Consider the following 23,828-nt stretch of genomic DNA (forward strand, 5'->3'; position numbering starts at 1 on the left):
TTTTGGCTTCACGCCACTTGGCAATCTTCCGGCGTTCTTCCAAACTCAGGTGAGGGTAACTGCGTCCCATTCAATAACCTCCATGCAAACATCTGTTTTGATACAGAATTTGCACTTCGGATGTGAATCCACCCGGGTACATACGTGAGTCCTGTAATCATGGTTATGTTAAATTTCTTTACACAGACCCGCGGTCTGCTTACTGACTGGTTGTTGAGGCCGCAGCAAAGACCGTGAAGCACAGTCTGAGCGGCAGTGTTTCTGGCGGCCTCATCCAGCTGGCGGGCTGGCTTCGGGCATTTCCTGCCGTGCCAATGTGGTTGCGGCAAACTCCATGAAGGCGCGGATCACCCGCACATCCTGCCGCTGAGAGAGCGAGACAATGCTCTCGCTCATCGTCAGGCCGGCATCCTCCAGCCTGATCTTCACCAGCCGGCTGTCATGTCCGAACTCCGCCTCGGAGACAAACCCGATGCCGGCGCCCGAGGCAACCAGTTCCCGTACCGCTTCGCGGCCCTCGGCTATAATCGCGGGTTTCAGAGTAACGCCCCTGCTTCGCGCCTCAGATTCAATCTTTTGGCGGGTTTTTGAGCCCGCTTCGCGAAACACCAGCGGCAGGCCCGGAAGGTCTGCAAGGCTCAGGCTCGGCCGGCCTGAAGGCAAAAAACCGCGGGCGGCAAAAGCGGTGATACCGGTGGCACCCAGGTTCAGCCCGGTCATGTCCCGGCCCGGGGCCAAGCTGCCTATGACACCGATTTCAGCAGTGTAACTGCGCAGCTCTTCCAGAACGTCTTCGGTGTTCCCGGCCCTTAGAAGAATGGTGATATTCGGGTGTTTCTTGCGGAACGGCCCGAGGAGAGCGGTGATATGCAGGGCCGAGTCGGCAATGATCCGCAGCTCACCCTCCACCGCCGCACTGGAATCGGAAAGGTACTCGCCGATCTGCGCTTCAGCCTCGAAATAGCCTTTGGTCAGCCGCAGCAGCTCTTTGCCTTGAGGGGTTAATGCGATCTGCTTCCTCTCCCGGCGAAACAGCAGAACGTCATGGTCCTGCTCCAGCTTGCGGACTTGTTCGGAGACCGCCGGCTGGGTCAGATGCAGCGCCCTCGCGGCGCGGGAAAAACCGCCCAGAAGCGCGACATGGTGAAAGGCGCGAAGCTGGCTGTGGCGCATCTGATCCCCCGCTGGAATACATAGGCTGAGCCTATAATAGAATTGTTTTTTGCAATTTTACATATGGATTGGAGGACGGCAATGATGTGTTCAAATTCCTCTTGGGAGAGTGCAGATGAGTGCTTCCACGGATCCGATTGAACCACCCAGGCTGGGCGAACCCTACTTGCTGACGCCGGGGCCGCTGACCACCTCCTACGCAGTGAAACAGGCAATGCTGCGGGATTGGGGCAGCTGGGATGACGACTTCCGCGCCATGACCCGCGAGATCCGCAGCCGCCTGCTGGCGTTGCTCGGCGACGGCGCGGAGGATTTCGACTGTGTGCCGATGCCGGGCTCCGGCAGCTTTGCGGTGGAGGCGATGCTGGGGTCCTTCATTCCCCGCGATGGCAAGGCCCTGGTGCTGGCCAATGGGGCCTATGGGCAGCGCTCGGCTCAAACGCTGAAATACTTGGGCCGCGATCATGTGGTGCTGGACAAGGGCGACTATCTGCCGCCGCGCGGTGCGGAGGTGGCGGAAATTCTGGGTGCTGATCCAGCGATCACCCATGTGATGGCCATCCATTGCGAGACGTCCTCGGGCATCCTCAACCCGATCGCTGAGATATCCAAGGCCGTGTATGCTGCGGGCCGTAAGCTTCTGATTGATTCCATGTCGGCCTTTGGTGCGATTGATCTGCGGCCCTCGGACATTTGTTATGAGGCAATTGTGTCGTCGGCCAACAAATGCATTGAGGGCGTGCCGGGCTTCGGCTTTGTCATCGCCCGCACGTCTGAGATTGAAGCCTCCAAGGGCAACTGCCACTCGCTGTCGTTGGACGTCCACGCGCAATGGGCCAATATGGAAAAGACCGGCCAGTGGCGGTTCACACCGCCGACCCATGCGGTGGCCTCGTTTCTGGAAGCGCTTAAGGCGCATGAAGCCGAAGGCGGTGTTGCTGGCCGCGGCGCCCGTTATGCGCGCAACCGCGATGTGATGATCGCCGGAATGCGTGAACTGGGTTTCGAGACGCTGCTGGACAGCCGCTGGCTGTCGCCCATCATCGTCACATTCTTTTGCCCTGCGGATGAGAAGTTCCTGTTCAGCTGCTTTTACGATCTGATGAAGGCGAAGGGTTTTATCCTCTACCCTGGCAAGCTGACCGCTGTGGACAGTTTCCGCATCGGCTGCATCGGACAGATGGATGAACATGTGATGCGGCGGGTTGTGACGGCCGCCAAGGAAACGCTTGCCGAGATGGGCGTCGCCAGTGCGGCCCCGCCCGCCGCGGCGCTGGAAGAACGCGCCAAACTGGCTGCCTGAAGACAAAGGACCCCGAGAAATGACCACTGGAACCCCCGTTACAGCAAACGAGCGCAGTTATCCGGCGCCGAAGACCTGCGCGATTGCTATCTGCCTGGACGGCTGCGAGCCGGAATACCTGGAGGTGGCCATCGCCAAAGGGCTGATGCCGACCCTGAAGCGGATCCGCGAGACCGGCACCGACCGGCTGGCGCATTCGGTGATCCCCTCTTTTACCAACCCCAACAACCTGTCGATCGCCACCGGCCGCCCGCCCAGCGTGCACGGTATCTGCGGCAACTACCTGATCGACCCGGACAGCGGCGAAGAAGTGATGATGAACGACGTGCGCTTCCTGCGCGCGCCGACCATCTTTTCGCAGTTCTACGAGGCCGGCTATCGCGTTGCCATGGTCACTGCCAAGGACAAGCTGCGCGCGCTGTTGGGGGCCGGCTTGAAGTTCGATGAAGACCGCGCGGTCGCCTTCTCCTCCGAAAGGTCGGGTGGGACGACCAAGGCAGAGCACGGTATCGACAACGCCAGCCAGTGGCTGGGCATGGAAGTGCCGGAGGTCTATTCGGCGGAACTGTCCGAGTTTGTCTTTGCCGCCGGTGTGAAGTTGCTGCAGGAGTTCAAGCCGGACGTGATGTATCTGTCGACCACCGACTACATCCAGCACAAGTTCGCACCGGAGCAGCAGGGCGCGCTGGATTTCTATGCGATGTTCGACAAATACCTGGCGAAGCTCGACGAAATGGGCGCGGCGATTGTTGTGACCGCCGACCATGGCATGAAGCCTAAGCACCACGCCGACGGCTCCCCTAATGTGATCTATGCGCAGGACCTGCTGGACGAGTGGCTGGGCAAGGACGCGGCGCGGGTGATCCTGCCGATCACCGATCCTTATGTGGTGCACCACGGCGCGCTTGGCGCCTTTGCCACCGCCTATCTGCCCGAAGGCGCCGACAAGGCCGAAGTGATGGCCAAGCTGGACGCCCGCGACGAGCTGATCCTGGTTGTCAGCAAGGAAGAAGCCATCAGGCGCTTCGAGCTGCCCGGCGACCGCATCGGCGACATCGTGATGATCTCGGGCGAGAACATCTGCATCGGCACCTCCGCCCACCGCCACGACCTGGCCGCGCTGAAGGAACCGCTGCGCAGCCATGGCGGGCTGACCGAACAGGAAGTGCCCTTTATCGTGAACCGTGTGATTGATCTGCCGGACGACCCCGCGTCCTTGCGCAACTTTGACGCCTTTTTCTACGCCACCACTGCGGCGGCCCTCTGATCCATGGGTGAGACTATGAGCAACACAGAAATCCGCAACGAAGGCATGCGCATCGGCGGCGAGATCGTCTTTACCGACGAGACCGTGCCGGTCCACTACCCCTATACCAACGAGGTGGTCGGCCATGTACCCGCAGGCAAGGCCGAACACGCCCGCATGGCGTTTGAGGTGGCCGCGAACTACACCCCCAAATTGACCCGTTACGAGCGCAGCCAGATCCTGCAGCGCGCGGGTGAGCTGATCGGGGAAAAGCGCGAGTGGCTGGCTAAATGGCTGACGCTGGAGCTGGGCATCTGTCATCAGCACGCAATCTATGAAACCAAGCGCGCCCAGGACGTCTATCAGTTCGCCGCCGCCGAGGCGCTGAAGGATGATGGCGAGATTTTCTCCTGCGATCTTACCCACAACGGCAAGGCGCGCAAGATCTTCACCAAGCGCGAACCGGTCAAGGCAATCTCGGCGATAACGCCTTTCAATCACCCGCTCAACATGGTGAGCCACAAGATCGCGCCGTCGATTGCCACCAACAACTGCATGGTCTGCAAGCCGACGGAACTCACGCCGCTCACCTGCATTGCGCTGGCCGATATCCTCTATGAGGCCGGCCTGCCCAAGGAGATGTTCCAGGTGGTCACCGGCTGGCCGCAGGACATCGGAGACGAGATGATCACCAATGAAAACATCGACATCATCACCTTCACCGGCGGCGTGCCTGTGGGCAAGATGATTGCTGAAAAAGGCGTCTACAAGCGCCAGGCGCTGGAGCTGGGCGGTAACGATCCGCTGATCGTTTGCAATGACCTGTCCGATACCGATCTGGAAAAGGCCGCCACCATCGCGGTGGCCGGCGCCACCGGCAATTCCGGCCAGCGCTGCACCGCGATCAAACGTATCCTGGTGCAGGAAAGCGTCGCCGACAGATTTGTGCCGTTGGTGCTGGAGAAGGCCCGAGCGATCAAATTCGGCGATCCGCAGGATCCGGAGACCGAGCTGGGCTGCGTCATCCACGATAAGGCGGCAGAACTGTTCGAAAACCGTGTGCTGCAGGCCGAAAAGGACGGCGCCGAGATCCTGTATAATCCGGGCCGCCAGGGCGCGCTGCTGCCGCCGATCGTGATCGACAAGGTTCCGCATGGCAGCGAACTGGTGATGGAGGAAACCTTTGGCCCCATCGTGCCGATTGTGCGGGTGCCGGACAATGACGCCGAGGTGATGAAGATTTCCAATTCCACCGAGTTCGGCCTGTCATCGGGTGTCTGCACCAATGATCTGAACCGGGCAATCGCCTATATCAACGGTCTGGACGTCGGCACCTGCAACATCTGGGAACAGCCCGGCTATCGCATCGAAATGTCCCCCTTCGGCGGCATCAAGGACTCTGGCAACGGCGTCAAAGAAGGCGTCATAGAAGCCATGAAGTTTTTCACAAACGTCAAGACCTACTCTCTGCCATGGCCGGAATAGCAACGCCTGAGTGATGGGGGTCCGGCCAAGGCCCGGCAGAGACACTCCCTGCCTGCCGGAGGGGAAACAGCCTTGGCCGTCCCATCCCCTGCCCGTCACCGGGCAGGGAGTGGCGGTTAAAAGGTAATCAGGCGTCCTGGCCGGCGCGGTCGCCCAAGGTGACATCCAGGGTGACTTCCTTGCCTCTGCGTAGCACTTTGATCTGTGCTGCCTCACCCGGGGCATTCGCCGCCACCGCAGCTGTCAAGTCGCGCAATTCGGTGATGCCGCTGTCGCCAAACCGCAGCACCACGTCGCCAGGTTTGAGGCCGGCTTCGGCCGCAGGGCTGTCCGCCGCCACGCTTTCGATCACCACGCCCTTGCCTGCCTCGCGGCCCAATACATTTGCGGCGTCTTCGGACAGCGGCTTGATCTGCACCCCCAGCCAGCCGCGGGTGATCTCGCCGTCATCCTCCAGGTCAGCGACAATCTTCTGCACCATGTCCGAGGGCACGGCAAAGCCGATCCCGACCGAACCGCCGCCGGGCGAATAGATCATGGTGTTGACGCCGACGACTTCACCTTCGGCGTTGAACAGCGGACCGCCGGAATTGCCCCGGTTGATCGCCGCATCAGTCTGTATGAAGTCGTCAAACGGCCCGGCGTTGATATTGCGGGAGGTGGCCGAGACGATGCCCGAAGTCACCGTGCCCGCCAGGCCAAAGGGGCTTCCCATCGCAAGCACCTCATCCCCCACACGCAGCTCATCGGACGCGCCGAATTCGACCACAGTGAGCGGCGCGGCGGCCTTAACCTTCAAAAGCGCAATATCAGTCAGCGGGTCGGCGCCGATCACAGTGGCATCATGCTTGCTGCCGTCGGCCAGGGTGACGGATACGGTCTGGGCCTTGTCGATCACGTGGTGGTTGGTGACGATCAGCCCGTCCCCGGAGATCACAAAGCCGGAGCCAGCACCCTTCACCGGGCGGCTGTCGTCGAACCGGGGCATCTTGCCGCCGAACCGGCGCATGAATTCTTCCATAAACTTGTCGTTCGGAATGGCCTGCCGGTCAGAGGCTGGCTGCGCTTTGCCAGTGACTTCGACAAACACAACCGCAGGTGAGATGGTTTCGACCAGATCCGCATAGCCGCCCGCCGGCACCGCCAGTGCGGGCGCAGGGGCCAGGGTGAACACCGCCGCTGCTGACGCGGCAACGGTCAGGGCAAAGGCAAACCGTTTGGGAGCGTGGGTATTGGGCATCTTCATTTCCTTGCGTTGAAGTGATGCAAAGCAGATGGCAGGGCCGGATTTCAATGTCCTGACGTCTTCTATACAGATCTGTAATGTGTGCTGAGGCGCCGTTCGGTGCAACACCGGGGCGGCAGTAATGCGGGGGTAGCCTTGAAGATCCTGGTGATAGAAGACGACGCCACGACAGGGCCTTACGTGCAATCCGGCCTGCGCGAGGAAGGCCACACCGCTGATCTGGTGACTGATGGCCGCGACGGCCTGCTGCAGGCCACGGCTGCCGACTACGACGTGCTGATCATCGACCGGATGCTGCCCGGCCTCGACGGGCTGAGCCTGATCAAGACTCTGCGCGGCGCCGGGGTGCGCACGCCCGCGATCATGCTGACCGCGCTCAGCGGTGTGAACGACCGGATAGAAGGGCTGGAAGCCGGGGCGGATGATTACCTGGTGAAACCCTTTGCCTTTGGCGAGCTGGCGGCGCGCGTTGCCGCCCTCGCCCGCCGTCCGGGCCTGCAGACTCAGGAAACAGTGTTGCGCGCTGGCGATCTGGAGATGGATCTGGTCCGCCGCAAGGTGACCCGTGCAGGGCAGGAGATCGACCTCTTGCCGCGCGAATTCCGCCTGCTGGAGCATCTATTGCGCCGCAAGGGGCGGGTGCAGACCCGCACCATGCTGCTGGAGGCGGTCTGGGACATCAGTTTCGACCCGCAGACCAATGTGGTGGAGACCCATATCTCACGCCTGCGCGCCAAGGTGGACAAGCCGTTTGCGAAAGACCTGATCGAAACCGTGCGCGGCGCGGGGTACCGGATTGCCGAATAACCTGAGCACCCGGGCGCGGGTCCTGCTGCGCTCGTCGCCGATGCGGCAGTCGCTGTGGCTGTCGCTGCTGTTCGTGGCGGCCAGCTCGCTCAGTCTCGGCATTACCTATTATGTCGCCCATGGCGCCCAGCGGCAGGCGATCGAGGAAAGCCTGACCCAGGACATGGCTGGTTTCCGGGCCACGCCTTCCGCCGCGGCGCTGGCCGCTTTGGTCAATGCTGAAACCACGGAAACCAACCCGCAACGGCGTCTGCTCAGCTACCGCCGCCCCGGCGGGCGGGTGGTGGCGGGCAATGCGGCGATCATGCAGCAGCAGGAAGGGTTCCGGGTGGTGGCGCTGGGGCCGGACCCGGTAGAGATCACCGGCCGTTTCATCTCGCTCAGCGAATACATTCACGGCGGGCTGCTGACCGTCGCCCTGACCGCCAAACCGCTGGACGACCTGCGCCAGACCTACCTGCGGGTGTTCCTGTTCAGCCTGCTGCCGGCCATTGCCATCGCGGTGCTGGGCGGCGTCCTGCTGGCGCGGCGCTCGGCCCGGTCGCTGGCGGGGATCGAGCGCACCCTGTCAGCGCTGACCTCCGGCGATCTTGCTGCGCGGGTGCCGGAGACAGCGCGGCCCAGCGACATCACCCGCATCGGCCAAAGCGTGAATCGCATGGCCCGGGCACAGCAGAAATCGACCGAGGCGCTGCGGCAGGTCTCGGCAGATATTGCCCATGACCTGAAAACGCCGATCCAGCGGGTGGCGGTGCAGCTTGCCCGCTTGCAGGAAATGCCGGACCTGCCGCCAGAAGCGCAAACGCTGGCGGATCAGGCGCTGGCGGAAACCCGCGGCATCACCAGCACCTTCCAGGCGTTGCTGCAGATCGCCCAGCTGGAAGGCGGCACGCCGCAATCGCGGTTCGAACCGGTGGACCTCTGCGAAATCGCAGCCACCTTTGCCGAGATCTATGAGCCGGCCGCCGAAGAGCAGAACCGCACGTTCACGCTCAGCCTGCCGCAGGCGCCGGTCCTGGTCAGCGGCGACCGGGCGCTGATCGGCCAGATGCTGGCCAATCTGATCGAAAACGCCCTGCGCCACACGCCGGAGGGCACCGGCATCAGCTTGTCGCTGCAGCACAACAGGGAGACGATCCTGTCCCTGCGCGACCACGGCCCCGGCATCGCCGATGCTGAACATCAGAACGTGCTGCGCCGCCTCTACCGGTTGGAGAAAAGCCGCACCACTCCGGGCAGCGGCCTCGGCCTTAGCCTGGTGGCGGCAATTGCCGAGCTGCATGGCGCCAGGCTGACCCTGTCCGATGCAAATCCCGGCTTGCAAGTTGAGGTGGCCTTCAGCGGTTAGCGCGCTGACCTGAGTCCCTTCAGCGCCTCCGCCAGCCGCTTGACCAGCCGCGGAATGACCCGTTCATCCACGCCGGAAAAGCCAAGCACAAGCGCAGTTCGGCCAATTGGTTCGATGCAGTAGACCGAGATCGGCAGCGAGTCGATGCCTGCCGCCAGCAGTGCCTCATGCGCGGTCCGGTCATCCATGCCGCCCTTCAGCCAGGCCACCATATGCATGCCGGCATCGGTGCGCTGCGGTTCCAGGAATTCGCTGCACTCGCGTGCCAGGCTCTCAAACAACACATCCCGCCGGGTCCGGTACAGCCGTCGCATCTTGCGGATGTGCTCGGTAAACCGCCCGTCCTCCATGAACCGCGCCATTGCCTCTTCCACCACCGCAGAGGAGTTCTGACCCAGAAGATTGCGCGCGGTGGCGAAGGTTTCGGCAAACTCCGGCGGCACCACCACATAGCCCAGCCGCATCGCCGCAAACATCGACTTGGAGAACGTGCCCACATAGAACACCCGTTGCGCGCTGTCCAAGGCGCTGAGCGCGGGCAGCGGCCGCCCGCGGTAGCGGAACTCGCTGTCGTAATCGTCCTCGATGATCCAGGCGTTGTTTTCCTGCGCGTAATTCAGCAACGCCAGCCGCCGCCCCAGACTCATCGTGGTGCCCAAGGGTTGCTGGTGCGACGGCGTGGTAAAGATCAGTGCAGGCCTTTGGCGGCGGCGGATCGCATGATCCAGGTCCAGCCCCTCGCCATCCACCGGCACCGGGGCCACATTGGCGCCCATGATCTGCATCACGTCGCGCCCGGCGATATGGCCGGGGTTCTCGTACCAGACTGTATCCCCCTGATTCAGCAGCACAAAGGCAATCAGAACAAAAGCCTGCTGGGCGCCCGACGTGATGATCACTCGCGCAGAATCCACCTTCATGCCGCGCGCGTCCGCCAGGTGCCGGGCAATCGCCTCCCGCAGCGCCGCATTGCCATTCACCTGCCCGTAGCTGAGGCTGCGGCGCCCGTCGCGCGCCATCGCCTCGGCCATGTATTTGTTCCACAGCTTGACCGGAAACTGATCCAGCGCCGGCACCCCGGGCCGGAACGGCGCCGTTTCGCCATAGCGCGCCACCGATTTTGACGCCGCGATGGTCCGCGCCCGTCCCGAAATCTCGATCCCCGTGGGCTTGTCCTTGCGCCGCGGTGTGCGGATTTGCGGAAAGGCCTCGGTATCCAGCCCGTCCGCCACAAAAGTCCCCGCCCCGGTCTGCGCCTGCGCATAACCCTCGGCGATGATCTGTTCATAGACGTTCTTCACAGTGATCCGCGAAATCCCCAGTTCCTGCGCCAGCTCGCGGGTCGAGGGCAGCTTTTGCCCCGGCGCCAGCGAGCCGTCCAGGATCAGCCGCCGCAGCGATGCGTCCAGCTGCCGGTAGATCGGCACCGCAGAGCCGCGTTCGATGGTGAAACCTTGCAGCAACGCGCCGCCCGGGGATTTTGGCATGGATCTAATTGGGTCTATAGTTGGATCTATAACGGGTATAGTTGATGTGCCCACTTTTGGGTAGCCTCAATCCCAACGGGTGCAAAACGCGCTACGGGTTCACCAAGGTTTGAGGCCGATCCATGACAAGAATCGAAGATTACGCATTTCCCAAAGGGCTTGACCTGCTGCGGGCCTGGCAGGCGGGCGGTTCTGAGGCCAAAGCAGAAATGAAGCGGGTGTTTGACGCCGCTATCGACGGCGCGTTCGATGCGAATTTCGGGCAAAAGGCGGACCCGAACCGGGTCAACAGCGTCGCCTCGGTCCACATGCTGGCGCTGGCGGTGCTGAATGACCTTTACGGTATCGAAACCCGCGAATATTATCACGAGGACCCCTACCGCTATGTTCGCGCCAACCTCGCAGTCAGCCGCCTGTTGGGGGTGAACAAGTTCTACATCACCTGGGCGCTGTATGCTTGGTCCTGCGAGCCGCTGGGCCAGACCATGATGTACCCGGACAAATACCCGCCGGGCGCCGACCCCGATAACATGCTGATCAACAAAGACAATTGGCGCGATTTGAAGACGCCGGATTTCACCTCCGGGGTGCCGCTGGCGATCACCAAAATCCTGCGGGTGCACGAGGAGCTGACCGGCCTGCCGCCGCTGCTGCAGATCACCGCGCCCTACAGCCTGGCCGCCGACATCTATGGGCAAGAGCCGCTGCTGGGCGACGTGGTGAACGACCCGGACGAGGTGAACGCGCTGCTGGACCATCTGGGCGACGTGGTTCTGGGTCCGTGGATGGACCACCATATCGCCACTTTCCCGAACGGCTGGGTCGAGCTGTCGGACGCCTCCGGCTCGCCCTTCTTCATCGGTCCCGAAAACTGCAAGAACATGTCGATCCGTTCGATCCGCCACATGCTGCGGGACAAGCCCTATGCGGACCGGGTGTTCGACAACAACTACCGCGGCGACCATGTGACGCTGGCCAGGAAGAAAGTCCGCCGCTCCCGCCGCCGCGGCGGCACCGAGGCGAGCGCTGCAGCAACGCCTGAGCTGGCGCCCTCGGAAAACCCGGCACTGCTGGCACTGACCGAAGCCAAGGTCAGCGCGAACCCGGTTTTCATCATGCGGCTGGCTGCGGATAAGGTGGATATTTCGTTCTACGAACAGGAGGCGATTGCCCGCAACATGCCGCTGACCTCGGGCATCGGCTCACCCGAAATCGACCGCAACAGCATCGAGGATCTGGACGCTACCAAGGCCGAAACCCGCGAGATGGCGCGCTCTCACGTGGCGGCAATCCGCAACGTCTGCGCCCATGTGGACCTGCCCGAGGACAACTACGTCAGCCAGGCCTGGCCGAGCCATATCTATTTCGAGGACGTCAACCTGCACACGCAGTTCGACTTGGTCGAGATCATTCTGGAAGAGGTTTATGGCGCCGGCCCGATCCAGCGCAAGGATTGAGAGCATCACGCCCTACCGGGGCTCATCAGCCGGAATTCTGCGAGAATTCCGGCCAGGAAAAATCGATTTTTCCTGGCCGTTCTCCGCTGCCGGAAAATGGCAACGGCCTCCACCGGAGCTCAGAGGCGTCAGCGTGGCGGCGGATCTTTTCCGTCGCGTATTTAGGCCGCCGGTTTCATCGGCTGGCCGGCCGCATAGGTCTGGGCGATGGAGCGGTCATCGCCCAGGGTCTGCAGGATGAACAATTCCTCCGACAGGGTCTCGGCCCGCTGCATCCGCAGATCCATCGCCGGAGTGGCGCGGGAGTCCAGCACCACGATATCGGCTTCGGTCCCCGCTTCCAGCGTGCCGATCTTGTCTGTCAGCCCCAGCGCCACCGCGTTGCCGCGGGTGATCCAGTGGAAGGCGCGCAAGGGGTGCAGCTTCTGGTTCTGCAGCTGCAGAACCTTGTAGCCCTCGTTCAGCGTCTGCAGCATCGAATAGCTGGTGCCGGCGCCGATGTCGGTGGCAATGGCATTGGTGATGCCGCGGCCGCGCAGGCCTGCATCGTCAAACAGCCCGCTGCCCAGAAACAGGTTCGAGGTCGGGCAGAACACCGGCTTGGCCTTGGTCTCCGCCAGCGCGTCGATCTCGCGCGGCTGCAGGTGGATCGAATGGCCCAGCAGCATCTTTTCGGTCAGCAGCCCATAGGACTGATAGACATCCAGATAATCCCGCGCCTGCGGGTACAGCTCGGCGGTAAAGGCGATCTCGTCGTGGTTTTCCGACAGGTGGGTCTGCACGTAGCAGTCCGGGTGCTCCTTCACCAGCGCGCCCGCCATTTCCATCTGACCGGGGGTGGAGGTGATGGCAAACCGCGGCGTGATCGCATACATTCCGCGGCCCTTGCCGTGGTATTTCGCGATCAGCTCCTTGGTGTCGTCATAGCCGCTGACCGGGGTATCCAGCAGACCCTCCGGCGCGTTGCGGTCCATCAGCACCTTGCCGCCGATCATCCGCATGTTGCGGCGCGCGGCCTCGTCGAAATAGGCCTCGGCTGAGGTCTTGTGGACCGAACAATAGGCCACCGCAGTGGTGGTGCCGTGGCTGGTCAAGAGGTCAAAGAAGTGCCCCGCCATCTCGGCGCTGTGGCCTGCATCGGCAAACCGGACCTCCTCCGGGAAGGTATAATTGTTCAGCCATTCCAAGAGCTGCGAACCCCAGGACGCGATCACCTGCACCTGCGGGAAATGCAGGTGGGTGTCGATGAAGCCGGCCATCAGGATGTTCGGGCGGTGGTCGATCACGTCCGCCTCTGCGGCCTGCGCGGCGAGCGCATCGTAGCTGCCCTTGGCCAGGATCATGCCGTCCGCCACCAGCAGCGCGCCGTCCTCGATGAACTCATAGGCGCTGGTGTCTTCGGGGTCTTGCGGCTCGGCGGTGAAGGTCAGCACCCGCCCGCGCAGCAGCGTCTGTTTCGATGTCATGGTCTTATGTGTCCTTGATTGCAGTCAGGGGACGCGATGCCCCCTGACCCTTGTCATTTGGGATTATTCGCCCGCCGGCAGATGCGGCACATGGGGCTTGGCAGCGTCGTCCCCGGCTTCCTCATGTTCATCCGCCTTGTAGAAGATCGGGTAGATGAACAGGAAGGCAGCTGCGATCAGGTAGCCCATCGCGACACCGCTGAACTCCGGCCAATGCAGGCTGGCAGAGTGGATCACGCCGACCAGCGACATCACCGCCGCCGCCAGGGCAAAGCCGCCCGCGTTGCGGAAGTCGCCGTCAATCACGCTAGCCACAATGGCGCCCCAGATCAGGCCGGTCAGGATCGCGCCCTGGCTGAGGGCCAGATGGCCTTCGTAATGCGCGCCCTGCTGCAGAAGGGCCGCGGTCAGCTCAGGATCGCCCAGCTGCGCCATGCCGGTGGCACCCAATGCGCCCAGAGCACCCGCCAGTGCGCCCCATTTGATCACCAGAAAGGCAGAGACATGCGGCATCATCGCAATGGTCACCGCGGCGATATGGTCGGTCTTCACCGAATGCGCGGTATTGGTCACCAGGCTGAGGGCCACGAACACCAGCACCGGCGCGGCAGCGGCCACGGGGATCAGGTTGTTGAGGAACGCCAGCAGGCCAAAGAAGGCAGCAAAGGGGATCACCAGGCCAACGCCGATGATATAGCCCGAGCGCGCGCCCATCCGCTTGTACGCCGGGTGGCCGATATAGGCGGTGGTCGGGAACGGCGAGCCGAAGACCGCACCGATCATGGTGCCAACGCCATCGGTCACTTGGCACAGGCCGACCGGGTAGTGGTCGCCCGCCGCTTCGGCGCTTTCGACGTTGTTCATGGTCTCAATAAAGTTGTAGATCTGCACCGGCACCAGAACCAGGAACAGCTCCGGGTTGGCAAACAGATGCTGGATACCGGCAATCAGGTCACCGAAATACGGGATCGGCAGGTAGACACCGACACCCTCGAAGGAGACCGAGGCCTCGCCCATGCCAAGCGCCACAACAGTGCCGACGATCAGCGCCAACAGGCCCGCCGGAATGTTGAACGGCAGCCGGTGGCGGCCCACCAGGCCCCACAGGATGATGATCATCGAGGCAAAGCCGATGAACGGGTTTTCAAAGATCGTTGCCAGCGGCACAGTGCCGATGAACACCAGCGCGATACCGCACAGTGTGCCCAGCATGCCGGCCCGCGGGGTCACCCGTTTCAGCCACGGACCGACGATGGCGCCAAGGCCGGCAACGATACCGCCCATGAAGCCCGCGCCAATGCCCACCTGCCAGGCCAGCATGGCGTCATTGGTGGACCAGTAGATCGGCCCAATCACCCCGAACAGGTAGACAAACATCACCGGGGTCGAGATGCCATAAGGCAGCGCGGTCACGTCGCGGCCCTGTTTCTCGGCGAAATGCTTGGCCATCCAGGTGTAGACCGCGATCCCGGCCAGGATCGCCACCGCAGCACCCGGCACGATGCGGCCGAACACAATGTCCGCCGGCATGTTGAACACAAACTGACAGATGCCCGAAAGCACAATCAGGTTGATCAGGTTGTCGGTGAACAGCGCCCAGAATGCACTGAAGTCATTCCGCGCGAACAGTTTGTACGTATAGCTCCGCCCTGTGGTCATGGCGGCCTCCTCCTATCAGAGGACGCAGTCCTTAACGGCTGATCATCCCAGCCGTGTCTCCCTCTGCGTCCGGTTGCTTGCCCGTTTCAGGCAGGTCTGTGCTCCTTGCGGGAGCGGACGCGGCAGTTTCAGAGGTCAAATCAGCGATCACTTCTGCGGCCACGAAGGCCGCGATGACGCTGGGCCGCTTGTCGCGGCTGCCGCCTGCCCCGATGGGGCAGATGAGACGGTCGGTTCCCAGACCGTCGCAATGGTCCCGGCACCAGCGGCGGAACTTCTCCCGCTTGGTGGCCGATCCGATCAGGCCGACATAGCCCGCATCGCCGTGCTGCAACGCAGCGGAGGCAAGCAGGAAGTCGAGCGCATGATCGTGGGTGAGAACGACAAAGGCGCTGCCCGCAGGCGCGGCGGCGATATCGATCTCGGGAATGGCGCTTTGGCGGATTTCCACATCCGCCTGGCACAAGGCCAGTTCTTCGGCGCGCTGGTCAATCAGGATGCAGCGCACCGGCATATGCTGGAACAGATCCGCCAGGGCCCGGCCCACATGGCCTGCACCCATCACATAGACATGCGGCAGCGCCTGTGCTTCGGCCCGGGTTTTGGCAATCGCGTTCTCGCGGTCGGCCTGACGCATCTGCGCCAGCGACATTTCCACCCGGCCGCCGCAGCACTGGCCGATCTCCGGCCCCAGCGGCACGTCCAGCGTGTCGCTGATCACGTGCTGTTTCAGCATCCGCCGGGCGTGGTCGATGGCGATGTATTCCAGCTGGCCGCCGCCAATGGTGCCCCACAACCCTTCTGCCGCCACAAACATGCAGGTGCCGGCTTCGCGCGGGGAGGACCCGCGGACGCGGGTCAGCACGACCTGCACCACATGTTTGTGGCTGGTCAGAAAGTCCTGGAGGGAGAGGCGGCGGGCCATGGCTCAGCCCTGCCCTTTGAGGGTTTCGATCGCCATCAGCACGCGTTCCGGCGTGGCCGGCGCATCAAGACGCGGGCAGACTTGGTAATCCGCGGTGCTGGCGACAGCCATCGACAGCGCCTCGAACACCGAGATGCCCAGCATAAAGGGCGGCTCGCCCACAGCCTTGGACCGCTTGATGGTGCGCTTCTTGTTCACCGACCATTGGGCCAGCTGGGTGTTGAAGATGCGCGGCCGGTCAGAGGCCAGCGGGATCTTGTAGGTCGAGGGCGCATGGGTGCGCAGGCGGCCCTCGCCGTCCCACCACAGCTCCTCGGTGGTCAGCCAGCCCATGCCCTGGATGAAGGCGCCCTCAACCTGGCCCTTGTCCAGCACCGGGTTCAGCGAGCGCCCCACGTCATGCAGGATGTCGGTGCGCTCCACCCGGTATTCGCCGGTCAGCGTATCGACAGAGACCTCCGAGCAGGATGCGCCATAGGCGTAGTAGAAGAACGGCTGCCCCTTGCCCGCCGCGCGGTCCCAATGGATTTCCGGCGTTTTGTAGAACCCCGCCGCCGACAGGTGGACGCGGGCCATATAGGCCGCCTTCACCAGCGTATCAAAGGGGATCTCTTCGCTGCCAACGCGCACGCGGTTGGGCAGGAATTCGACGTCTTCTTCAGACACTTTCCACTTCTCAGCGGCAAATTTCTTCAGCCGCGCAATGATCTGCTCCGCCGCATCCAGCGCCGCCATGCCGTTGAGGTCCGACCCGGACGAGGCCGCGGTGGCAGAGGTGTTCGGCACTTTCTCGGTGGTGGTCTTGGTGATCTTGATACGTTCAAAGTCCACCTGGAAGGCATCGGCCACAACCTGCGCCACCTTGGTGTTGAGGCCCTGCCCCATCTCGGTGCCGCCGTGGTTCAGGTGGATCGAGCCGTCATTGTAGACATGGATCAAGGAGCCCGCCTGATTGTACCAGGTCGCGGTGAAGGAGATGCCGAATTTCACCGGCGTCAGGGCAATGCCCTTTTTGATGATCTTCGACTCCTTGTTAAAGGCGATGATCTCTTCCCGGCGCTTGCGGTATTCTGCGTTCTCCTCCAGTTCCCCGATCAGCCGGTCGAGGATATTGTCCTCCACCTTCTGATGGTAGGGCGTCAGGTCGCGGCCCTCTTCGCCATAGAAATTGGCCTTGCGCACATCCAGCGGGTCCTTGCCCAGGGCATAGGCGATCTCTTCGATCATCCGTTCCGCCGCAACCACACCCTGCGGGCCGCCAAAGCCGCGGAAGGCGGTGTTAGAGACGGTGTTGGTCTTCATGGGTCTGCTTTTCAGCAGCACGTTCGGGTAGAAATAGGCGTTATCCGCATGGAAAAGCGCCCGGTCGGTGACCGGTCCGGACAGGTCCGAGGAATAGCCGCAGCGCGCGGCAAAGCTGCCCTCAACCGCCTGGATGCGGCCCGCGTCGTCAAAGGCCACGTCATAGTCGATCACGAAATCATGGCGCTTGCCGGTGGCGGTCATGTCCTGATCGCGGTCGGGGCGGATCTTTACGGGTCTGTTGTGTTTCTTTGCGGCAATTGCTGCCACCGCGCAGAACAGGTTCATCTGGCTTTCCTTGCCGCCAAAGCCGCCGCCCATGCGGCGCACGTTGACGGTGACCGCGTTGTTCGCCACGCCCAGAACATGCGCCACCATATGCTGCGCCTCGCTGGGGTGCTGGGTGGAACAATGCACGGTGACATCCTCATCCTCGCCGGGGATGGCAAAGGCGATGTGGCCCTCCAGATACATGTGGTCCTGGCCGCCGACGGTCATCTGCGCCTGGATGCGGTGGGGGGCGCCCTTGCGGCCCGCCTCCACATCGCCGCGCTCCAGCTTCAGCGGGTCGGTGATCATCGGATAGCCGGCCTCCTGCGCCTGGACCGGGTCCAACGCGTGCGGCAGCACTTCGTAATCCACCTGCGCCAGCTCCGCCGCACGGCGGGCCGCGTCGCGGGTCTCGGCGATCACCGCAAACATCGGCTGGCCGTGGAATTCGATCTTGTCGGTCGGGAAAACCGGCTCGTCATGTTTGCCGGTGGGGCTGATGTCGTTCACGCCGGGCACATCTTCGGCGGTCAGCACATCCACCACGCCGGGGGCGTTGCGCACGGCGCTGAGGTCGATGCCCTTTATATTGGCATGCGCCACGGTGGACACACCCAGATAGGCGTGCAGCGTGCCATAGGGTTCGGCGATATCGTCGGTGTACTCGGCGCGGCCGGTGACATGCTTGATCGCGCTGTCATGCTGGCGGTCATGGTGCACGGCGCCGCTGATGGTCTGATGGTCTTTCATCTCAAATCCTCCTCAAGCGACGGCCAGCCGGACAGCACCGGCGGTTCCCGCATCATGTTCCAGATAGAAGCGGCGCAGCAGGTTACTGGCCGACAGCGCGCGGTAATCGGCAGAGGCCCGCCAGTCGCTCAGCGGGGTGAAGTCCTGCTTCACCGCTTCCGCTGCCGCGTCAAACGCGGCCTCGCCCCAGGGCTGGCCAACCAGTGCGGCCTCGGCACCTGCGGCGCGCTTGGGCGTTGCCGCCATGCCGCCGAATGCGATGCGGGCAGAAGTGATCACGCCGTCCTTCACGGTGACGCTGACCCCGGCGGCAACCGAGGAGATATCCTCGTCCCGCCGCTTGGAGATCTTGTAGGCGGCATCAATCTGGCCCGCCGCAGGCCGCGGGATGCGGATCGAGGCCACAAAGTCGCCCGGCTCCCGGTCCTGCTTGCCGTAGTCGATAAAGAAACCCTCCAGCGGCAGGGTGCGCGAACCGCCCTGCTTCTGCAGCGTCACCTCAGCACCCAGCGAAATCAGCACCGGCGGCGTGTCCCCGATGGGCGAGCCATTGGCGATATTGCCACCGATGGTCCCCATGTTTCGCACCTGCCAGCCGGCGATGCGGTCCCAGTATGCACTCAGATGCGGGAAGGCATCGCGGATTGCCGCTTCGCTCTCGGTATAGGTGACACCGGCGCCGATGGTGAGCGCATCATCCGCCAGCTCAACCGTCTTCAGGTCCTCCAAGTGGGCGACAAACACAACTGGCGAGATCGGCTTCATGAATTTGGTGACCCACAGGCCCACATCGGTGGAGCCTGCCACGATGGTCGCCTCGGGGTACTCTGCCAGCACCTGCGCCAGATCCGCCGCATCCAGTGGCAGGATCGCGCGGTCGTCCTCGGGGCCGGTCACTACGCGGGCCTGCGGCTGGATCGCCTTCAGCTTGGCGGTCAGGCTGTCGCGCTCGGTGGTCAGGTAATCATTGGTGGGGGTGCCGTACTGGTTCACCGCAAGTGCTGCCTTCACAATCGGCTCATAGCCGGTGCAGCGGCAGAGGTTGCCCTGAACGGCGGTTTCCACCTCAGCCTCATTCGGCTGCGGGTTTTCCATCCACAGTGCGTACAGTGACATCACAAAACCGGGGGTGCAAAAGCCGCACTGGCTGCCGTGGTATTCCACCATCGCCTGCTGCACCGGGTGCAGACGGCCTTTGGGGCCAGACAGATGTTCGACCGTCACTACATGGCAGCCGTTCAGTGACGCTAGGAAACGAATGCAGGCGTTGATCGCCTCATAGCGCAGAGCGCCGCCCTGCAGACGGCCCACCAGCACGGTGCAGGCGCCGCAGTCGCCCTCGGCGCAGCCTTCCTTGGTGCCGGTCAGGCGTTGCTCCAGCCGCAGAAAATCCAACAGGGTGGTGGTCGCCTTCACGTCGTCCAGCACAATGTCCTTGCCGTTCAGAAGAAAGCGGATGTCGGTTTGATGTGTCATCTGGCCTCCGGAATGTCTGTGGGCCGTGCTGGCCCGCTTATGTCTTTTTTACCTTGTCTGACTGCCACGGTTAATGGGCGCAATCGCGAAAGGCTTTCAACACCCTGTTGAAAATGATTAGGCTAAAGGATGCCGGAACCGGCGTTTCTGCTGCCTGATACCCTGATGGGCAAGCGGCAAATGCCCCCGTAAAGGTCTGTGAACCATGTCTTATCTGGAATCCCTGCGGGTCTTTACCCGAGTCGTCGAACTGGGCAGCATTACCTCGGGCGGGCGTGACCTGCGGCTGACTCCCGCCGTGGCAAGCAAGCGGATCAAGGAGCTTGAAAAGCATCTTGGCGTGCGGTTGTTCAACCGCACCACGAGATCGCTGACCCCGACCGAGGCCGGACAGCTGTTTTACGCCGAGGCCAAGAAGGTTCTCGAATCGATTGAGGACGCCGAAGCGGTGGTTTCGCAGTTCTCCGCAGCGCCGCGCGGGGTGATCCGGGTGACCGCGCCCTTGGGCGTCGGCCGCCGCATCATCGCACCGCTGGTGCCGGGTTTCGTCGAGGACTACCCGGCCACCGAAATCCGCATGCGGATGTCTGACCGCAAGGTCGATATACTGGCCGACGGGCTGGATGTGGCGTTCTTTATCGGCACCCCGCACGACTCGACCCTGAAGATGCGCAAGATTGCCGATTGCGCCCGGGTGCTGTGTGCCGCGCCGGCCTATCTGGAGCGCCACGGCACCCCGCAGCTCCCGGAGGATCTGCTGACCGGCCACAATTGCCTGCTGCTGCGCTACCCGCGCTCGCCCGAATATTACTGGACGCTGTCGACGCCAGAGGGGCCGCGCAAGCTGGAAGTGTCGGGTAAATACGATGCCGATGACAGCGATGTGCTGACTGCGTGGGCGCTGGACGGGCGCGGCGTCGTCAACAAGCCGCGGTTTGATGTGGCCGCGCATCTTCGCAGCGGCGCGCTGGTGGAAGTTTTGCCGGACACACCGCCAGAGCCGACGATCTTCGGCTGCCTTTACCCGCACAGGAAACTGCAGGATCCCAAGATCCGCCTGTTCGTGGATTACGCTGTGAAACACGGGCTGGCAGCCTTCCGGCGCAGCGACGCGGGCGGATAGGCGCCAAAGAAAAAGGCGGGCACCGCTGCCCGCCTCTCAATAGCGAGGGTTCTCGCGTTAGCAGCGGTGCGGATTTTCCTCGCAGTAAACCAGGTTGGCCGCAGCCCCGACAGCAGCACCTGTCACCAGGTTTGCGTCCAGCACAGCAGCACCAGCAGCGCCGGCGCCGGCGCCATAGACCAGCCGCTCGCCGGTGGTGTCACCGCAGGCCGCAAGTGTGGTGCAAAGTGCAAATCCGATAGCGATAGTTTTCCCAAACATCGTGTTACCTCCTTCAACGTCCAAACCCCGCAGTTCTGCCGCGGTCCCAAACGGCCAGTCCCCGGCTTGTGCTGCCGGGCGAAGGGTGCCCGAAAGGGATTGGCACTGTGGTTGAACAGGCCGGAAGGCCCCGGAGATCCGGCGCAAGTGGGCGCACCCTGTGCCAGTATAACACACGGCAGGGCTGTTTGGTTCCATCGCCGTGCTGCATGGGCGGTGCACGGGGGGTGCACGGATGGTGCCGGACGAAAAATGGCCCCGCCTTGGGGGCGGGGCCATTGGTTAGGTCCGGTGCTTTTGCGTCAGTTCGCAGCCAGCGTCAGCGGCAGGTCCTTGGAGGCGCTGCCGTACCAGCGGCGGATCAGGGCGCGCTCCTCGTCCTCCATGTAGGTCACATTGGCAGGCGGCATTGCATGGGTGGCACCGGCCTGGAGGTAGATTTCCTTGGCGTATTTCGCCACATCGGCCGGGGTTTCCAGCAGCACGTTTTTGGGCGCGCGGCGGATGCCGTCATAGTAGGGCTCCCGCGCGTGGCACATGGCGCAGCGGCCCGGCACCACATTCATCACATCGTCGAAATGCTGATTGCTGGCAAAGACTTGCTCGCTTTTGTTCAGCTCCCGCGCCTCGGACTCTTCATAGGTGTCCTGCTGCAGGGGTGCCTGGCTCAGGATCATGATGCCGATGAACAGGATCGCGGTTACAGGCCAGGTCCAGGTCGGGTTGCTGGTGCCCGCGTGGTTGCTGTTGAAGTAGTGACGGATGGTCACGCCCATCAGAAACACCAGTGCAGCGATCAGCCAGTTGTACTCGGTGGCAAAGGCCAACGGGTAGTGGTTGGACAGCATCAGGAACACAACCGGCAGCGTCAGGTAGTTGTTGTGGGTTGAGCGCAGCTTGGCGATCTTGCCGTATTTCGCATCCGGCGTGCGGCCCTCCTGAAGGTCTTTCACCACGATGCGCTGGTTCGGCATGATGATGAAAAAAACGTTTGCGGTCATGATGGTAGCCGTAAAGGCGCCCAGGTGTAGCATCACCGCGCGGCCGGTGAAGATCTGGTTGTAGCCCCAGCCCATCGCGACCAGCAGCACAAACAGCAGCACCATCAGGAAGGTCGGCTTTTCCCCCAAGGGCGATTTGCACAGGAAGTCATAGATGATCCAGCCGATGGTCAGCGACGCGCCGGAAATCAGAATGCCCTGCCACAGCGCCAGATCGGCCTTGCTGGCATCGATCAGGTACAGCTCCCCGCCGGCCCAGTAGACGATCATCAACAGGCCCGCCCCCGACAGCCAGGTGGCGTAGCTTTCCCATTTGAACCAGATCAGATGCTCCGGCATGTTCTCCGGCGCCACCAAGTATTTCTGGATGTGATAAAAACCGCCGCCATGGACCTGCCATTCCTCGCCATGCGCGCCGACCGGCAGATGCGGAACCTTCCGCAAGCCAAGGTCCAGCGCGACGAAGTAGAAGGACGACCCGATCCAGGCAATGGCGGTGATGACGTGAAGCCAGCGGACCGCAAAGCCCAGCCAGTCCCACATGATCACTAGCTCTTCCATTGTTCTCTCCTCATAAGCTTTGACCCGAGACTAGAGTATGCCGCTATTTTCATGTATTAGGTAAAAAACCCAAGCTGTTTCAAAATAACACAAAGAATACTTGATTGGCCTATCTCGACAACATCCGTACCTTTGTCCGTGTCTACGAACTTGGCAACATGTCCGCCGCAGCGCGCGACATGCGGATTTCAGCGGCGGTGGCGTCGTCGCGGATTTCGCAGCTGGAGGATCACCTGAACGTGCGGCTGTTCCAGCGCACGACGCGGCTGCTCAACCCGACCGAACAGGGCAACCTGTTCTATCACGGTGCGGTCAAGATCCTGGAGGCGGTGGACGAGGCCGAAGCCGATATCAGCAACGTGACGCAAACCCCGCGCGGCACGCTGTATGTGGCGGCGCCTTTGGGGCTGGGGCAGCGGCTGATCGCGCCGGCGGTGCCGAAGTTCAACGAGGCGTATCCGCTGATCTCGATCAGGCTGCGGCTGTCGGACCGCAAGCTGGATCTAGCCGCTGAGGGATTGGATGCCGCGTTTTTCCTCGGTGTGCCGGAGGATTCGAACCTGCGGATCCGCAAGATTGCCGATTGTGCCCGGGTGCTGTGTGCCTCACCGGATTACATCAGGCAACGCGGCCAGCCCGCCAGCAGCGACGAGCTGAAGACCCTCGCGCATGATTGCTTGAACCTGCGCTATCCTGGAGCGCCGGAGTTCCAATGGCCGCTGCGCAGCCAGGACGGGGTCAAGCGGGTGACCGTCACCGGGCCGTTTGAGTCAGACCATGGCGACGTGCTGACCAATTGGGCGCTGGACGGGCATGGGATCATTCTGAAGCCGGTGTTTGAAATCTCTGAACACCTTGCCTCAGGCCGGCTGGTGCCGGTGCTGCCAGAGGAGCCGCCGATCCCGATCCAGATGGCTTGCCTCTATGTCCACCGTCGCCATCAGGACCCCAAGGTGCGGCTGTTCATGGATTTCATGGTGGATCACATCCTGGCTTCCCTGCCTTCGGAATAAAAAAGCCCGCCCCAGTGTCCTGGGACGGGAACCGCCGGCTGATGCCAAGCGGGAGGAGAGGTAGGTCAGCTGCCACGATAGGTGGAATAGCCGTAGGGCGACAGCAAGAGCGGCACGTGATAGTGGCTGTCTGCTTCGCTGATGCCGAAACGCAGCGGCACCTCGTCCAGAAACAACGGGTCCGCGCCGGCCTGACCGGTGGCCCGCAGATAGCCGCCGGCGTGGAAAACCAGCTCATAGGTGCCGGTGGCGAATTCACCTGCCGGCAGGATCTGTTCATCAGTGCGCCCGTCGTCATTGGTGGTCAGGCTGCGCAGATGGATGCGCTCGCCGCTTTCGATCCGGTAGAGATCGATTTTCAGCCCTTCCGCCGGGCAGCCGCGGGCGGTGTCCAGCACATGGGTGGTCAGAAATCCGGTCATCCCAGCCTCCATTCAATTCTGTTGCCCTAAGGTATGCGCTGTTCAGC

Annotated in this window: 19 protein-coding genes; 8 read left to right on the forward strand and 11 right to left on the reverse strand. The window is 62.7% G+C overall.

Annotation, left to right across the window (positions count from 1 at the left end):
• Positions 1 to 270: 270 nt before the first annotated feature.
• Complete coding sequence (locus A2I95_RS12840; protein WP_291730153.1) at positions 271 to 1,173, reverse strand: LysR substrate-binding domain-containing protein; 903 nt, start codon at positions 1,171 to 1,173, stop codon at positions 271 to 273.
• 115 nt (positions 1,174 to 1,288) lie between these two features.
• Here A2I95_RS12840 and A2I95_RS12845 point away from each other — a divergent pair, with 115 nt between their 5' ends.
• From A2I95_RS12845 to phnY, 3 genes are read left to right on the forward strand one after another with little or no spacing between them, the layout of a single operon-like run.
• Positions 1,289 to 2,476, forward strand: coding sequence for a 2-aminoethylphosphonate--pyruvate transaminase (locus A2I95_RS12845; RefSeq protein ID WP_291730154.1), 1,188 nt, complete (start codon positions 1,289 to 1,291; stop codon positions 2,474 to 2,476).
• Positions 2,477 to 2,495: 19 nt separating this feature from the next.
• Positions 2,496 to 3,743: a phosphonoacetate hydrolase gene (gene phnA / locus A2I95_RS12850; protein ID WP_291730155.1), complete on the forward strand. Its 1,248-nt coding sequence runs from the start codon at positions 2,496 to 2,498 to the stop codon at positions 3,741 to 3,743.
• Positions 3,744 to 3,758: 15 nt separating this feature from the next.
• Positions 3,759 to 5,207, forward strand: a complete 1,449-nt coding sequence (phnY, locus tag A2I95_RS12855) for a phosphonoacetaldehyde dehydrogenase (RefSeq protein ID WP_291730156.1) — start codon at positions 3,759 to 3,761, stop codon at positions 5,205 to 5,207.
• A gap of 127 nt (positions 5,208 to 5,334) precedes the next feature.
• Here the strand turns inward: phnY and A2I95_RS12860 are convergent, their stop codons facing one another.
• Positions 5,335 to 6,453 carry a trypsin-like peptidase domain-containing protein gene (locus A2I95_RS12860; RefSeq protein ID WP_291730157.1) on the reverse strand — a complete coding sequence of 373 codons (1,119 nt, stop codon included), beginning with the start codon at positions 6,451 to 6,453 and terminating at the stop codon, positions 5,335 to 5,337.
• 135 nt (positions 6,454 to 6,588) lie between these two features.
• Between A2I95_RS12860 and A2I95_RS12865 the strand changes: the two genes are divergently transcribed.
• Together A2I95_RS12865 and A2I95_RS12870 are read left to right on the forward strand one after the other, a co-directional pair.
• On the forward strand, positions 6,589 to 7,260 hold the full coding sequence (locus A2I95_RS12865) for a response regulator transcription factor (protein WP_291730158.1): 672 nt from the start codon (positions 6,589 to 6,591) through the stop codon (positions 7,258 to 7,260).
• On the forward strand, positions 7,250 to 8,608 hold the full coding sequence (locus A2I95_RS12870; protein ID WP_291730160.1) for a HAMP domain-containing sensor histidine kinase: 1,359 nt from the start codon (positions 7,250 to 7,252) through the stop codon (positions 8,606 to 8,608). The genes A2I95_RS12865 and A2I95_RS12870 overlap by 11 nt, the downstream gene beginning before the upstream one ends.
• On the opposite strand, the gene A2I95_RS12875 is transcribed toward A2I95_RS12870, so the two are convergent.
• On the reverse strand, positions 8,605 to 10,095 hold the full coding sequence (locus A2I95_RS12875) for a PLP-dependent aminotransferase family protein (RefSeq protein ID WP_291730161.1): 1,491 nt from the start codon (positions 10,093 to 10,095) through the stop codon (positions 8,605 to 8,607). The genes A2I95_RS12870 and A2I95_RS12875 overlap by 4 nt on opposite strands.
• Before the next feature lie 122 nt (positions 10,096 to 10,217).
• Here A2I95_RS12875 and A2I95_RS12880 point away from each other — a divergent pair, with 122 nt between their 5' ends.
• Positions 10,218 to 11,552, forward strand: a complete 1,335-nt coding sequence (locus A2I95_RS12880; protein ID WP_291730162.1) for a uroporphyrinogen decarboxylase family protein — start codon at positions 10,218 to 10,220, stop codon at positions 11,550 to 11,552.
• A gap of 161 nt (positions 11,553 to 11,713) precedes the next feature.
• Here A2I95_RS12880 and guaD read toward each other — a convergent pair whose 3' ends face one another.
• The 5 genes from guaD to xdhA form a co-directional block, all read right to left on the reverse strand.
• Positions 11,714 to 13,018 (reverse strand): guanine deaminase, encoded by a 1,305-nt coding sequence (gene guaD, locus A2I95_RS12885; RefSeq protein ID WP_291730163.1) that lies wholly within the window; start codon positions 13,016 to 13,018, stop codon positions 11,714 to 11,716.
• Between the two features lie 63 nt (positions 13,019 to 13,081).
• Positions 13,082 to 14,677 carry a xanthine/uracil/vitamin C permease gene (locus A2I95_RS12890; RefSeq protein ID WP_291730164.1) on the reverse strand — a complete coding sequence of 532 codons (1,596 nt, stop codon included), beginning with the start codon at positions 14,675 to 14,677 and terminating at the stop codon, positions 13,082 to 13,084.
• A 31-nt stretch (positions 14,678 to 14,708) separates the two neighbouring features.
• Positions 14,709 to 15,602 (reverse strand): xanthine dehydrogenase accessory protein XdhC, encoded by an 894-nt coding sequence (gene xdhC / locus A2I95_RS12895; RefSeq protein WP_291730165.1) that lies wholly within the window; start codon positions 15,600 to 15,602, stop codon positions 14,709 to 14,711.
• A 3-nt stretch (positions 15,603 to 15,605) separates the two neighbouring features.
• On the reverse strand, positions 15,606 to 17,924 hold the full coding sequence (gene xdhB, locus A2I95_RS12900; RefSeq protein ID WP_291730166.1) for a xanthine dehydrogenase molybdopterin binding subunit: 2,319 nt from the start codon (positions 17,922 to 17,924) through the stop codon (positions 15,606 to 15,608).
• A gap of 12 nt (positions 17,925 to 17,936) precedes the next feature.
• The gene (xdhA, locus tag A2I95_RS12905; RefSeq protein WP_291730167.1) at positions 17,937 to 19,400 is read right to left on the reverse strand and encodes a xanthine dehydrogenase small subunit; all 1,464 of its coding nucleotides are present in this window, start codon (positions 19,398 to 19,400) and stop codon (positions 17,937 to 17,939) included.
• A 205-nt stretch (positions 19,401 to 19,605) separates the two neighbouring features.
• Here xdhA and A2I95_RS12910 point away from each other — a divergent pair, with 205 nt between their 5' ends.
• On the forward strand, positions 19,606 to 20,523 hold the full coding sequence (locus tag A2I95_RS12910) for a LysR family transcriptional regulator (protein WP_291730168.1): 918 nt from the start codon (positions 19,606 to 19,608) through the stop codon (positions 20,521 to 20,523).
• Between the two features lie 57 nt (positions 20,524 to 20,580).
• Here A2I95_RS12910 and A2I95_RS12915 read toward each other — a convergent pair whose 3' ends face one another.
• Together A2I95_RS12915 and A2I95_RS12920 are read right to left on the reverse strand one after the other, a co-directional pair.
• On the reverse strand, positions 20,581 to 20,784 hold the full coding sequence (locus A2I95_RS12915; protein ID WP_291730169.1) for a hypothetical protein: 204 nt from the start codon (positions 20,782 to 20,784) through the stop codon (positions 20,581 to 20,583).
• Positions 20,785 to 21,086: 302 nt separating this feature from the next.
• Positions 21,087 to 22,346, reverse strand: a complete 1,260-nt coding sequence (locus A2I95_RS12920; protein ID WP_291730171.1) for a urate hydroxylase PuuD — start codon at positions 22,344 to 22,346, stop codon at positions 21,087 to 21,089.
• 104 nt (positions 22,347 to 22,450) lie between these two features.
• Between A2I95_RS12920 and A2I95_RS12925 the strand changes: the two genes are divergently transcribed.
• Positions 22,451 to 23,359, forward strand: coding sequence for a LysR family transcriptional regulator (locus A2I95_RS12925; protein WP_291730172.1), 909 nt, complete (start codon positions 22,451 to 22,453; stop codon positions 23,357 to 23,359).
• A gap of 65 nt (positions 23,360 to 23,424) precedes the next feature.
• Here A2I95_RS12925 and uraH read toward each other — a convergent pair whose 3' ends face one another.
• Positions 23,425 to 23,781, reverse strand: coding sequence for a hydroxyisourate hydrolase (gene uraH / locus A2I95_RS12930; protein WP_291730173.1), 357 nt, complete (start codon positions 23,779 to 23,781; stop codon positions 23,425 to 23,427).
• Positions 23,782 to 23,828: the final 47 nt, after the last annotated feature.

This window comes from Leisingera sp. F5 (genome assembly GCF_001593695.1).